Genomic DNA, 12,803 nt, shown 5'->3' with positions numbered 1-12,803 from the left:
ATACAAATATTATCCGTGTCGGAACCGTCAGAGCTATACCGCTGAAAAATATCAGACAGCAGCCCCTTCTTCCTGTAACCGATTAGTTTGTTGTCTTTTAATATCTTTGATGCCTTTGCTACCCAACCATTCCATAAAATGATCGGGATTGTCCGGTATAAAATGGATTACCTGACCATTTTTAAGAAGTAAAGAAAATATACCGCAATTAGCGATGAATTTAATGATTTCATCAGAACGATGTTTCAATAGTGAAAAATATTCCATTAAGTTTGGTTCGTTTTTTTCTTTAAAAAATAGGTTGGGTAAGATTACCCAAAATATGCGTTAAATGGTTAATTTAAACGATTGCATAAATCAACTCAAAGATGTGAAATATTGTTGATATTTCTTCAAAAGATGAAAAATTATAAGAAATTATTTTTTTCCGTTAAATTGTTTTTCGTAGCGTGCTGATCGCTGCATTGTATAGGCCTTCCCGAAAGGCTTTTCCCATAGACTTGCTGTTTTCGTTCGAAAGGTTGGCTTTGAATCTTTAGCTAAAATCAATTAGAGATGTCATTGATAACAGGTTTTAAACATTTTTACCCTTCTTTTAATTATTCGTTGCAAAGCCTTTTTGCGGAAAGCCATAGTTTTGCTTTGTAACCAATTGGCGAATAGCCGGTCCATTTTTTAATCAAGGATCGGTAAAATCAAAAATAAAATTCTAATGATGCATCGTATGGATGCAAAGTTATTAAGTATGGACCTGCTTAAATAGGCGGGCACCAAAAAAAAATAACCAAGTACTTGCCTCTCGGGGCAAAAAAACGTCTCTGCATTCGGCTTGAGGTAAAATATGGGGTAGATCTTGAAAGGGTAACTCAGTTGCTCAAAAAAATAATGGATGAGGACGAGCAGATTCTCTCTTCTGGGGGTACTGCTGTGCAGTTTGCACAGGTAACCTCACAGGCAGTGGTGGTCGAACTCTATTTTTGGGTCAGAATATCTAAAGACGGTGGTAGTGTCAAGAGCGGACTATTAACCAAGATTTATAACGCGTTTGCTGATGAAGGTATCGATATGGCTTTGCCGATTCAACAGGTAATGCTCAATCAAACCAATAGCGAAACAAAAGTGAAACCCAATCATTAAAGTTGCTCTGCCTGATCAAATAGAGAAGATTATTTTACCATGTTATTGACTGATGGTCGCATCAGCACATTAGTTTACGAGAGTCAACTTTTGAAGAAATGGGGTAGAATGTCCTCCTTTGGGAAGACAGAAATCACTTAAGGAAATAATAAAGTCGGGTTGTTCGTGGTTCATTGCATCGATAAAGCTTTGAGCACGGCGGTCCCCATCCTGCATCAGATCGTAATGTAGATCGGTGATAACACCGAATTTTAAGTTCTGATGTCTAACATCAACTTCTCGGTTGGAGCTGTGTCAAAGTCGGTACGCATTTTTGCAAGTTTTTAAGAATTTTTTTCGGTTTATCATGGCTTTTTATTTGATATTGATTTTGGACTTCGGACAAAACCAATGATTGTTGCACATATCGCACATATCAATGCAACAAAAAGAAATATATTGGCCGTGTTGCCTGTGTAATCTATCAGCTTACCAAACAAAGGTTCACCAACGGCCGCAAATACATACGCAAACATGTTCATCACGCCGATACCTGTTCCAACAAGTTTGGTTCCAAGCAGATCTGGGCTCAGGGTCCAGAAATTGGCTTGCGGACCATACACAAAGAATCCTGAGGTAAACATGAGTATGCCCATCAGGAGGTGATTGTGAATAGGTACCAAATAAATGAGAAGGGCAATAATGCAGCTGATCATCATACCCGCAGCGATCGATTTACTTCTGTTTTTGTTAAAGACGAGGTCTGAAATGTATCCGAAAGAAACAGCACCAAGGGCCATCCCAATGGGGATGAGTAAGGTTAACCACATATTGCCTGAAGATTCTTTGTAGTTGTTGCCTAAAAAGTGGATCGGTACCCAAAAGATTAAACCATACCGTGCCATACTTTGAAAACCGATGGCGAGCGAAGCGATCATAAAGTTGCGATGCTGAAATACATGCAGATAGGACTGCTTCCAGTTTTCTTGTTTTTCTGATGCTGCAACTTGTTCTGATGTGTCTTCCTGATCCGTGATTCCTTCTTTTTTGTCAGCAGGAGTATAGCCTTTTTTTTAGGGTCGCTGTATGCGACAAAAAGAAAGACCAATAATGCGCCGGCGAGAAATAGGATAGGATAGCGAAATAGGGTACGCCAGCTTTGTTCCTGTTGGACGAGTACCAAAGCCATCAGAAAGGTCAAAACGGAGGAGCTTCCGGCAGCCATGGTATAAAAGCCAAAAGCCTTGCCACGTTCGGAGCTGCTCCACCAATTGGAAATAAGCTTACCTCCTGAGCCCCATGCCATGGATTGGAAATAACCGTTCAGCGTCCAAAGAACCAAAATAGCTGTATAAGAACCAGCGAAACTGATGGCGAGATTACAGAGAATGGACAAGCCTCCTCCAGCGACAATCATCATCTTGGGACTCCATCGATCGGCTAGATTTCCATTGATGAGCTGGCCGATCGCATAGCCCATTAACATTGCAAAACTGATCCAGCCTACTTGCTGAAAACTGATGTCTAGCTCTTTGGCAATACCTCTTGCTGCCCATCCAAAATTGTGTCGACCTGTGTAAAAGAATAAGTAACAAAACATGGTTACAAACAACATTTTCCACTGATCTTTTCTAAATTTTCTTTCCATTAAAGCTGCTCCGTTGAGGGGTGGACGAATAAACCTGCTCGTATTGGTTTGTGCGTTAACGCATAGCTTATTGCATCATTGACTTCAGCAAGTGGGAATTCACGTTCGATCAATGATTCAAAGGGATACTTTTGCCAGTTTTCAATGATAAAGTCTACAGCGACAGAGAAATCGGTATAGTTGTAATTATGCAGTCCTTTGATCGTGAGCATCTTTCGAATTACTTTTTCGGCGTCTATCCCAGTAGCGCGCTGCTTAAACACGGCACCTACGAGAACATCATTCCCATGGAGCACCAATGTATCGATGCCAAGCTCCATCGCCTATGGCGAGCCGCTCATGTCGATAAATCGGTCTATAACTGTAGCTTCTAATGCTGTGCTGGATGTGGTTTCACGTAGATCTATTGTAGCTGTCGCGCCAAATTTTTTAGCGAGTTCTAAACGTGCAGGATTAGTGTCAGAAGCGATGATACTTTTAGCACCCATTTCCTTGCACATGGCAATGCTAACCAGTCCCAATAATCCAATGCCTGCAACATGAATGTTTTTTTTCGTAATGGTCTCTGCCAGGCGAAGGGCTCCTGCCGAAGTAGCAACAGCACAATTGATGGTGGCAGCTACTGCAGGAGAGATATCTTTTGGAAGTACTCGTATGCAGGTATTTGGCCGTAAGATGATATGGGTTGCCAATCCACCATGAAGGTCATCCATTTCGGTTATCTGACGGTGACCATATTTGTAGATCTTATCGTTTTTCTGCGGAATCTCCGGCTGATAATTGGCACTATTGGGATCACTGGAAAAAACAGTCCAGGTAATTAGGTCGCCAATCTGTAGCTGATTGCCTCGTGCATCAAGTCCGCTATGATCAGAAGAAATCGCTGCGATAACGCCCACAATCTCATGACCTAAAATCGTAGGACATGGTTCGTTTCGCAACCCACAATAGGTATGAAGATCACTACCACAAAGAGTGGTATAGCGTATGTTGACCAAAATTTCGCCATCTTTCAAAGGTGGAATAGGTTTGCTCACTTTAGCGAGCGTCGTATTAGCTTGATCAAAAACGTAATATGTTGCTAGTTGTTTCATTTTGCATAAAAATACATAAGTTATGCGATACTAAACAAAGTTTATTTATACTATATTTTCAAATGATTAAGTTTTTGTGAATAAGGTCAACGATTGATCAAAATTAATGAGATTCGTTTTAAGGTAAATTTTTTAATTAGCACGTGATTGTTTAGCTTTGATATTCCATTAGTCATTATTATTAATTTATTACCTAAAAATTGTGCAAAGCCAAACTATTATTACTTTACTTATTGTTGGAATAGTCATCAGTAAAACGCTGATAGGTGTACTGATCTACTTTTTAATCCGAAAGAACCAGTTGCTAAAGGTCGAACAGCTCAAATTAACGACTGCCAACAGTATCCTCAGTGAACAGGCAATTTGTATTCATCATTATAATGAGGAGTTAAAAATTGCTGAGAGTTTCAAGACTAAAGTCCTATCCATTGCATCGCATGATCTCAGGGCACCATTTGCATCGGTCGAAATTTTGCTGGCGATTGATGATATTTCTCTCGTTGATAAGGAGGATCTTAAACTCATTTTTTTAAATCTAAAAGGTCAGGTGGCCAGATCGCGGACGATGTTGGAAGAGGTCTTACTTTGGACAGAATCACAACTTCGAGATAAGCTTGAAAATACAGAGAACTGTAATATTCGCGATCAAATTGATGCGGTATTGGGAATCTATGCGCTAGAAATCCAACGTTTCAATATACAGATCATAAATTCGGTGAATCCAGATTTTTGCGCGCATACACATAAAGGAATTCTCGCTTTTGTGCTAAGAAATGTGATTAGCAACGCCATTAAATATGGACGAGTCGGCGGTAGCATCGTGCTGCAATTGATCGATGACCAAAGCGATCGATGGGAGCTTACCGTTAGCAATGATGGGGAAGAACTTTCATCAGAAGTCCTCCACAATTTAAATTTTGTTAATAGCTGGGACCGTAAAAGATCTGAAAACAAAAATGGTGCAGGGTTGGGTATCTCCCTCTGTAAGGATTTGATCAAACGGATTGATGGAAAAATGCAGTTCGAGAATCAGCATGGTATAGGCGTTTCTGTTCGGATCTCGTTTCCGCGGAAGGCTTATCAGGCTGTCTCTTGATAACAATCAATCTACTATAAAAGCCCGATCTATATCGGGCTTTTTTTATGAAGAATTAAATGACAAACTTAGTTTTTTATGAATGATCAGTTGGTATGAAAGATCCGTAAACCAATCATTTTGAGTCTTTTCCAAACGAAAAACACCTCAAAGGTCTTAAAAAAGTTTTACTTCTTTAGAGCTTCTAGCATAAAAAGTCCTTCAGTTTCGAAAGGGAGTTCAAGAATACGATTTTGGGCATCCATATCGACTTTAATAGAACCAAATCCAACTGCTTCCAATAGTTCGATGTCTTTGGCAGGAGGTTGATGTGCACTGATGTCTAATGCCGATTTGATGTCATTGATCTGATCTATAGCGCCCGATGGACATTCATCGTGCCTTTCGGTACTAAAGACCGTTTTCCCAAAATCGGCATCTAGGTTGATCATTTTTCCGCCCGGCTTGAGCACACGTTCCATCTCGCGGTAGCATTTTTCGAGATCGGGGATGGTCCACGTCATCAACCTGGTGAAGACGAAGTCAAAGGTGTTGGCTTCAAACTGTAGTACTTGCGCATCCATGACCCGATAGTCTACGCGAAGTTCTAGTTCTTGGCTGACGAGTTTTGCATATTCAATCATCTGCGGGGAGAGGTCAACGGCAGTAACCTCAAAACCCGCAAGGGTCATAATGTTGGCGAAATATCCCGTAGCAGTACCGACTTCAAGTACCTTATTGCCCGAAGCCTGGCTACGGACGGACTTGAAAAACGCTAGCCAGCGTTCGGTCTCCGGCCTGGACCAAGCTTCATCCCTTTCCTTGCGCCAGGAGCTACTACGGTCATTCCAATATGCTGTTATTCTTTTAATCATCGCAATAGTGTTAACAGGTACAAATTTATCCATTTTATCAGCAACAATTGCTGGAATTTATGTCATATCTCTGACCAGCTTATTTTGGATTTTTATTCTGCTTGCCTCAGCTGCGGACATAAATATCACCCAGCCAATCCACAAACGTAATATTAAATAATAAGCAATACCTGTTGAATGTTGCACGACGACGTGGGTGAATTTGCCAAGGAAAACAAATTTTAGCTGTTTTTTGATTGTTTTAGTTCATCAATCGTCCGGTTGTATCGATCATAAATAACTTTTTCAGGTTCAAAATTTGGATTAGGTTTCCAATATTCTTCGATCTGAATCGTATTTTCCTTTAAGATGGTCTTTGATCTCAGTAGTGTACCTTTTCCATGGACTTCGTTTATGTCAACAGGGTTGATGGAGGAAAAATGTTTTTCTAGCATTTTCGGGATTTCGCGAAAATTGATGCAATTTTCGTAAATAACGACCTTTTTACTTCTTTTTATCAAGGGTAAGAGAACTTTCGCTATCCATCCTGGCTTTTCTGACGCGATTTGAATTGCCGGTTGTGTCAGATAAAAGCTGAACTCCGCCTGATCGTCGCTGTGGTAGTTGCAGTAGATAATGGTCTCGATAATTTCCCAGGAGATAAATTGGGTTGTTTTTAGCAAGGGGATTTGATAGGATATGCCTTTATGATCGGATGTTACACTTTCCTGTTGGGCAATCTGTCGTGTTATGGTTTTCTCGGATACTCGAAATCCAAGGGTCATACCGTACAGGATAATACCGGGGAATAGTATGAAAAGTACAGAAACGACATAAGCCCCCACAATTTTGCTGCCATGAACCATCATGAATATAGTCAAAGCTATTCCGATACAGATAAACAGCCCAAGTAATAATTTAATGACTAAAAGAGGATTAAACTTCATTTGTTCAAAGCGCGTGATTTTTAGCTAAATGTACTAAAACTTCTTGATGTTTTAGAAAACATTTGAGCGTTTTGAAAAGAGGCAGTTCGTTGCTGGTATGTCAATAATTAGTATATTTGCTGCACTAGCGATACATGAAAGCGAAACAATTGATATGGATTCTACTGCCGCTGATGCTCCTGCAGAGCTTCTCGTCGGTATGGCTATGGACTGTTTTTGAATTTAACAGAGATTATATTGCTAAGAATGAGTGTATCAATCGATTCAACGAAAAGGCACTTTCCTGTAGAGGACAATGTATCTTGATGAAGAAAATGCGTGAACATGAGGAGAAGGAACAAAAGAACCTGGAATCTCGTATAATCGACGTTGTATTTATCAATAATCAGCAACGTTTTAACCTTGATATCGCTTTTTTTGAAGAAGCGGCTGCGGAGACCTTACTTCCAGCATATCAGGCAAACTATAGCTATAGACCAATCTTTACTATTTTTCATCCACCTTTGGTTTAAGTCATTTTGCTTTTCGTACGGGCTGTCGGCATATTGACTGATGGCAGGTACTGTCTATTTTCAAAAGATTTAAATTAATACATATGAATTTATATTCCCGTGTCGGGACTGTCGGGGGCGTAATCTTACTGCTACTCGCATTTTCAGTTGCTTTTTCAACTTCATCCTGTACTGCCGATCATTCAAAAAAGAACGGTAAGAAAGCTACGGATTTTATCTTGCCTAAGGAATCCGATCTGGTCCGTATAGCGGATACTGTTTGGGATGTTACCAATTATACCATATATGCGGATGCCAAACTCAACAATAAATACCATACCATTTATCTGCGTTTAAGAGATACCTCGGGAATTCCGATCAATGACAAATCCCTTGATTTCTATCCAGAAATGAGTATGGGACGTATGAAGCATGGAGGCCCCTTTGAGCATCCCGTCGCGCTCGGCGAAGGCTGGTATAGCAGCCCAATGGTTTTTATTATGGCGGATATCCCGCAGATGGGGAAGGGCTGGCAATTACATACGATACGTAGTCACAATCGCATAAAAGATACACTTGCCATCAAGATTCCGGTTACTGCAGCAGCAACCATGCGAACAATGAGCTCTGGAACCAGAGACGATAGCCGCGTATTTATTTCCTGCCTATTGCCTGATAGCGTAAAGCAGGGAAGGCATCCCATCCGATTTTTAATGAATAAAATGGATGGTCATCATTTTCCGGTATTAGATCATTATGTCATTAAACTAAAGACCAATAGGCCTACTACGGAAACGGGGTCTTCGGAAAATTTTGCTGCTGAAAGTACAGGTAATGGTTACTATGAAGGCACTGTTAATTTTTCTATGCCTGGTCGTTGGGAAGTCGTTGTCGAACTATGGAAAGCGGGCAAAAAATCAAATCAGGATGATATAAAATATCTAGTGCAGGTCACTTAATACAAACAGAATTTATTTTACCAATATACTTAAACAATAAAAATGAAAAAGAGAATCAACGTAATCCTAGGCTGTTTCGGTTTTGTAGCTATACTGGCGTGTAGCGGAAATGAGGCGACAAAAGTCAAGAAGGAAAATAGTGCCCAGCAATCTTCCGCAGTTGAGTCTGGGACCATGCTCGATTATAAAACCGAGGGGCCCAAAGGGGTGGGAACTATTTCTTCCTTCGAACACAAACCTTTTGATGCGCAGCTTGCAAATAGGGGCGTAGAACTATTTGTGTCGAAATGTGCAATGTGCCATAGTTTTGATCGTACATTGGTAGGTCCATCGTTGGACGCTGTCATCAAACGTCGTACCCCGGAGTGGATTATGAACATGATGCTAGATCCGGCAACCATGCTGGAGAAAGATGCCGACGCGAAAGCACTGAGTAAGGAGTATGGGTCGCCAATGATTAGCTTGGGCTTGAAGCAAGAAGAGGCACGTGCCATTTTAGAATATTTGCGCGAACGTAATAGCACTACAAAATAGATCGGATCAATGAAGTCACAACACTGTAGATGGTGGTTTTGTATGACAATGGCTTGGGCAATATGTGTGCAGGCAACCAATCTGTTGTGGGCATTTATTGAATTTGAGTGCAATCGTACCTATATCGAGCAAAACCTCTGTGTCAATCGTTTTGAACCGGCAGTGAGCTGTAAAGGCTTCTGTTTCCTTAGCGAAAAGACGGTTGAACAAAAGGATGTGAACAATGTGCTCGCCAAAATGAAGGGGATGGAAATATTGGTCTTTGTGCAGTATGTGAAGGGAGTCTTGCTGTACTCTCCAATAGTACCTGCTGTGAAAACTGTCTATCCGAAAGACTTTGTCTCCGATACCTTCGGAGGTATACTGCCTGAAGTTTTTAGACCGCCAATCATTTGATTATTCCACAAATATTTTTTCACAGAATAATCATAAAGAAATGGTAATACGAAAAGAGAAACTAGATTTTCTAAAATTAGAAGATATTGATTCCACTTCGCAGGGAATCGTTATTATGCCTATAGCAGCTTTTTTACAAGCTAAAGCAAATCAAAATACGCTCCACCTAAGGTCTTTTTATACCCTTTTGTTTGTCAATAGTGGTGAACTGTCTATGGTAGCGGATCAGAGCGTACAGATTATTGCTGCCCATGATATAATCAGCATAAATTCAAATTGTGTGTGTAGTTTTCATGCAGGTTCGTCTGTAGAAGGATACAGTGTCTTATTTACAGCATCCTTTCTCATGGAAAGTCAGAACACTGCTGTAAGAAACTTCTTTCATTTTTTAAGGAGTAGATGTAAACACGCTTTTGTGCTATCGAAAGAAGATATCATCAGTTGTCTACATATAGTAAGTTTGATGGAAACAGCTTATAATTCAGTTAAATTAAGTGCTCACGGTGTATTGAGCCGCTACTTAACCATGCTGCTCCAGATTTTGGGACGGCAAATCGTGGTCGATCATGTGGCTGCAAAGCAGGAGGAAGATGACGATAAAATCCGGAGTTTCGAATCTTTGGTTGATAGTCATTATGCACAGCAGCGTTATCCGTCATTTTACGCAGAGCAATTGAATATATCGATCAACTATCTTAATCGGATTTGTCGAAAAAACAGATCGACGAGCTGCGGCACTATTATCCGCGGACGGATACTATTGGAGGCCGAGCGATTGCTTTATCATACCTTTAAAACGGTAAAAGAAATTGCCTTTGAACTCGGTTTTGAAAATGTACCATATTTCAGTACTTTTTTTAAAGCAAATAAAGGAATGAGTCCTGAAGAGTTTAGGAAAAATTGTTGATGTAAATATGATTAAAAGCCTTTTTCATGTAGTTGAAAAAGGCTTTACTTTTCAAAAAAAATGTCCTGTAGCCTACGCAACCTTATTTTTTCTTTTCCGATTTTTCCTTACCATCAACAGGTAAATCCAATATAGCCATTAGTAATAGATAATAACCTTTTTCCAATCCCATTTTTTGTGCTTTTTGGTGTATCGTATCCATATCTTTAGTCAATTATTGTTTAAATTTTATTTTGCTATTTGTGTAAACAGAATCAAATGCTGTACCCAAAACTTTCCCGAGGTTCGCTAACCGTATTTTTAGGGCATAAATAACGTAGAGCGTTCATTATTTGACAAAAAAATACGGACTGCTCAGGTATTTAATACAGTGAAAATATCAGATGAATCGGCAATGAGAAGTAAAAAGTACATGAACGTCTTTGCTGTAAAACATTTTCTATGCCAGCATTGTCATACTTACGATTAATAATAAAAACAGGTATTTATGAAAAAGATAATTCCATTTGCGCTCATGTCGAGTTTATTGATGCTCGTGTCGAGTTGTGCAGCAATTGAAGGTATATTTAAAGCAGGCGTATGGTCGGGTATCCTATTGGTTGTTGTCGTAGTCGCAATTGTCATTTGGTTGATCAGCAAGTTGTTTGGTGGATCAAAATGATTTTATGAACGGGATTTTCGCTATTTTGGGACTTATTGTATTTAGGTACTTATTGTTTTTCGACGAGATATTTCCAGTAACGTTTGGGAACATGTCTTAAATGAAGCTTCAGGTTTTTGCGTGATTCAATAGAGGTACTTTTAAAATAAGTCTTCCAGAGATGCTGATAATCTTTTTCTTGAGGATCGAGATCCACTTCTAGCTGATATGGATCTTGAACCTCGTCTTTATTGTTGTTGTATACCTCCAAGATATTTTTGCCATCATAATGGAAGCCATAGTTTCGCCGTATATCATAAATTAACCAGCACTGGTCGGCGAATCGGTTTTTAAAGAAGTCTACAACCAGGGGAATCACATTGAAATCGGGTTCAACGATGGCTGTGTAGAGATTATCGTTAGACTTGACAAATCGGATAAAAGCTTTCATGCGGTGTCGTTCGCGGCTGATCTTTTTGACTGTCTGATGGATACGGAGTATGGGTGGGTATCCATAATTGCGTATATCTAATTTTCCCCTTCGAAAAAGTTCAACAATCAATTGAAATCCATTGAGCCATTCAGATTGATTATCGGACAAAAAATTATGATAAAAGATTTTTGTTTCTTTTGCTCCAAGTATCTTTTCCATTCCCACTAAAATGCGCATGGCTTTTTTAACCTCAGTATGAACCTGTCGCTTTTCCGAAAAAATACTAATTGCCATAGACTTTTCTGTTGTGGGAATGCAATCAAATTCTTTCCGTTCAAAAGCTTCAAATACACAACAGAGGTAACCGGAATAACTTCCGTCAAAAATATAGTCCATTAGAAAAGTGTTAGCTGTGTATTGGAAGCCTTGGCTTGTGTACGAGGATTACTTTCAAGAATAGACTTTCTGATGTTTTCGGGATAGTGGAAGCCTCCAGCGATGAGTGTATCCTGGCAAACCATAAAATATTTGGCGCGATTATAGGCAATTCCCATTTTTCGAAGTTGATATTCCTTTAATTTTCCATATTTGCGCGACTGTACAATTTTGTTGGCAGATTGCCTGCCAATACCCGGGATTCGGATAATCCACTCATAAGTAGCGCTGTTGATGTCGATAGGAAAGAATTGCGGGTTGCGTAGCGCCCAAGCAAGCTTAGGGTCTATTTCTAGATCGAGATGTTGATGCGTGCTGTTGAGTATTTCATGAAGCGAAAAACCATAAAATCGAAGTAGCCAATCTGTCTGATAAAGTCTGTTTTCACGTACAAGAGGCGGTGTTGTTCCAATTTGGGGAAGGTTGGAATCGGTCGCGTTGATGGGAATATAACCCGAATAATACACCCGTTTGAGATTGTAATCTTTATAGAATGTATTGGCCGCCTGCATAATCTGTAGGTCGCTCTCTGGAGTTGCTCCAATAACCAGCTGCGTACTTTGGCCTGCTGGTACAAATAAGGGTGCTTTCTTGTCTTTTTTTCGATCCTGACGAAGATTGAGAATTTCATTTTTAATAATCCCCAGAGGCTCGCGAACGGACTGATGATCCTTTTCCGGAGCAACAAGTTTGAGTCCCTCCTCAGTAGGAATTTCGAGGTTTACACTCATTCGGTCAACATATAAACCTGCTTCTTTTAATAATGATTCACTTGCTCCGGGGATGGCTTTGAGGTGGATATAACCATTAAAACGTTCTTCCGTCCGAAGTTTCTTGACAACTAACATTAAGCGTTCCATGGTGTAGTCTGCAGATTTGAAAATACCCGAACTTAAAAAAAGACCTTCGATGTAATTTCGACGGTAGAAATTCATGGTCAATTCGACAACTTCCTTCACCGAAAATGCTGCGCGTTGCACGTCGTTGCTACGTCGGCTAACACAAAAGGAACAGTTGTAGATGCAGTAATTGGTCATTAAAATTTTTAGTAGAGAGACGCAACGGCCATCTTCGGTGTAGGTATGACAAATGCCACTAGCCGATGAATCGCCTATTCCACCACTATTTTTTCGTTTACTTCCACTTGAACTGCAACTTACGTCGTATTTAGCGGCATCAGCTAATATTTGCAATTTATCATCAAAACCAAACATGATTTATTCTCCAATAATTTGCTGTAAAATTACTAATATTATTAGTTATAAATACCCGTA

General features: G+C 39.9%; 17 protein-coding genes. 8 read left to right on the top strand and 9 right to left on the bottom strand.

Annotated elements, in window-relative coordinates:
* Window positions 1-51 precede the first annotated feature (51 nt).
* Entirely contained in the window at window positions 52-267 is a 216-nt protein-coding gene (locus B4Z47_RS02210; RefSeq protein WP_286710073.1) for a hypothetical protein, read from the bottom strand.
* 525 nt (window positions 268-792) lie between these two features.
* On the opposite strand from B4Z47_RS02210, the gene B4Z47_RS02205 reads away from it, so the two are divergent.
* Window positions 793-1,137 carry a mechanosensitive ion channel gene (locus B4Z47_RS02205; RefSeq protein WP_172462489.1) on the top strand — a complete coding sequence of 115 codons (345 nt, stop codon included), beginning with the start codon at window positions 793-795 and terminating at the stop codon, window positions 1,135-1,137.
* A gap of 344 nt (window positions 1,138-1,481) precedes the next feature.
* Here B4Z47_RS02205 and B4Z47_RS02200 read toward each other — a convergent pair whose 3' ends face one another.
* From B4Z47_RS02200 to B4Z47_RS02185, 4 genes are read right to left on the bottom strand one after another with little or no spacing between them, the layout of a single operon-like run.
* Window positions 1,482-2,081, bottom strand: coding sequence for an MFS transporter (locus tag B4Z47_RS02200; RefSeq protein ID WP_262511822.1), 600 nt, complete (start codon window positions 2,079-2,081; stop codon window positions 1,482-1,484).
* A complete protein-coding gene (locus tag B4Z47_RS02195; RefSeq protein WP_115050389.1) occupies window positions 2,051-2,764 on the bottom strand; it encodes an MFS transporter in 714 nt (237 codons plus the stop codon). The genes B4Z47_RS02200 and B4Z47_RS02195 overlap by 31 nt, the downstream gene beginning before the upstream one ends.
* Window positions 2,764-3,084 (bottom strand): hypothetical protein, encoded by a 321-nt coding sequence (locus B4Z47_RS02190; protein ID WP_201649502.1) that lies wholly within the window; start codon window positions 3,082-3,084, stop codon window positions 2,764-2,766. The genes B4Z47_RS02195 and B4Z47_RS02190 overlap by 1 nt, the downstream gene beginning before the upstream one ends.
* A 3-nt stretch (window positions 3,085-3,087) precedes the next feature.
* Entirely contained in the window at window positions 3,088-3,858 is a 771-nt protein-coding gene (locus B4Z47_RS02185) for an alcohol dehydrogenase catalytic domain-containing protein (protein WP_201649500.1), read from the bottom strand.
* Window positions 3,859-4,060: 202 nt separating this feature from the next.
* Between B4Z47_RS02185 and B4Z47_RS02180 the strand changes: the two genes are divergently transcribed.
* Window positions 4,061-4,954, top strand: coding sequence for a sensor histidine kinase (locus tag B4Z47_RS02180; RefSeq protein ID WP_286726682.1), 894 nt, complete (start codon window positions 4,061-4,063; stop codon window positions 4,952-4,954).
* Window positions 4,955-5,121: 167 nt separating this feature from the next.
* On the opposite strand, the gene B4Z47_RS02175 is transcribed toward B4Z47_RS02180, so the two are convergent.
* Window positions 5,122-5,808: a class I SAM-dependent methyltransferase gene (locus B4Z47_RS02175; RefSeq protein WP_286726680.1), complete on the bottom strand. Its 687-nt coding sequence runs from the start codon at window positions 5,806-5,808 to the stop codon at window positions 5,122-5,124.
* A 221-nt stretch (window positions 5,809-6,029) separates the two neighbouring features.
* Window positions 6,030-6,734: a hypothetical protein gene (locus tag B4Z47_RS02170; RefSeq protein ID WP_115050393.1), complete on the bottom strand. Its 705-nt coding sequence runs from the start codon at window positions 6,732-6,734 to the stop codon at window positions 6,030-6,032.
* A gap of 134 nt (window positions 6,735-6,868) precedes the next feature.
* Between B4Z47_RS02170 and B4Z47_RS02165 the strand changes: the two genes are divergently transcribed.
* The 6 genes from B4Z47_RS02165 (at window position 6,869) to B4Z47_RS02140 (ending at window position 10,682) form a co-directional block, all read left to right on the top strand.
* Window positions 6,869-7,246, top strand: a complete 378-nt coding sequence (locus B4Z47_RS02165; protein ID WP_115050395.1) for a hypothetical protein — start codon at window positions 6,869-6,871, stop codon at window positions 7,244-7,246.
* 83 nt (window positions 7,247-7,329) lie between these two features.
* Entirely contained in the window at window positions 7,330-8,184 is an 855-nt protein-coding gene (locus B4Z47_RS02160) for a FixH family protein (RefSeq protein WP_115050397.1), read from the top strand.
* A gap of 42 nt (window positions 8,185-8,226) precedes the next feature.
* Window positions 8,227-8,718 carry a c-type cytochrome gene (locus tag B4Z47_RS02155; protein ID WP_115050399.1) on the top strand — a complete coding sequence of 164 codons (492 nt, stop codon included), beginning with the start codon at window positions 8,227-8,229 and terminating at the stop codon, window positions 8,716-8,718.
* Window positions 8,719-8,727: 9 nt separating this feature from the next.
* Window positions 8,728-9,114 (top strand): hypothetical protein, encoded by a 387-nt coding sequence (locus B4Z47_RS02150; RefSeq protein WP_147282078.1) that lies wholly within the window; start codon window positions 8,728-8,730, stop codon window positions 9,112-9,114.
* Window positions 9,115-9,154: 40 nt separating this feature from the next.
* Entirely contained in the window at window positions 9,155-10,021 is an 867-nt protein-coding gene (locus tag B4Z47_RS02145) for an AraC family transcriptional regulator (RefSeq protein WP_115050403.1), read from the top strand.
* 487 nt (window positions 10,022-10,508) lie between these two features.
* Window positions 10,509-10,682, top strand: a complete 174-nt coding sequence (locus B4Z47_RS02140; RefSeq protein WP_167450493.1) for a hypothetical protein — start codon at window positions 10,509-10,511, stop codon at window positions 10,680-10,682.
* Between the two features lie 49 nt (window positions 10,683-10,731).
* On the opposite strand, the gene B4Z47_RS02135 is transcribed toward B4Z47_RS02140, so the two are convergent.
* On the bottom strand, window positions 10,732-11,490 hold the full coding sequence (locus tag B4Z47_RS02135) for a TIGR03915 family putative DNA repair protein (protein ID WP_286726678.1): 759 nt from the start codon (window positions 11,488-11,490) through the stop codon (window positions 10,732-10,734).
* A complete protein-coding gene (locus tag B4Z47_RS02130; RefSeq protein ID WP_115050405.1) occupies window positions 11,490-12,743 on the bottom strand; it encodes a putative DNA modification/repair radical SAM protein in 1,254 nt (417 codons plus the stop codon). The genes B4Z47_RS02135 and B4Z47_RS02130 overlap by 1 nt, the downstream gene beginning before the upstream one ends.
* Window positions 12,744-12,803: the final 60 nt, after the last annotated feature.

The organism is Sphingobacterium sp. UBA2610, assembly GCF_002339225.1.
Lineage (GTDB): Bacteria > Bacteroidota > Bacteroidia > Sphingobacteriales > Sphingobacteriaceae > Sphingobacterium > Sphingobacterium multivorum.
The sequence above is the reverse complement of the archived record's forward strand: the minus strand, read 5'-3'. Positions and strand labels throughout refer to the sequence as shown.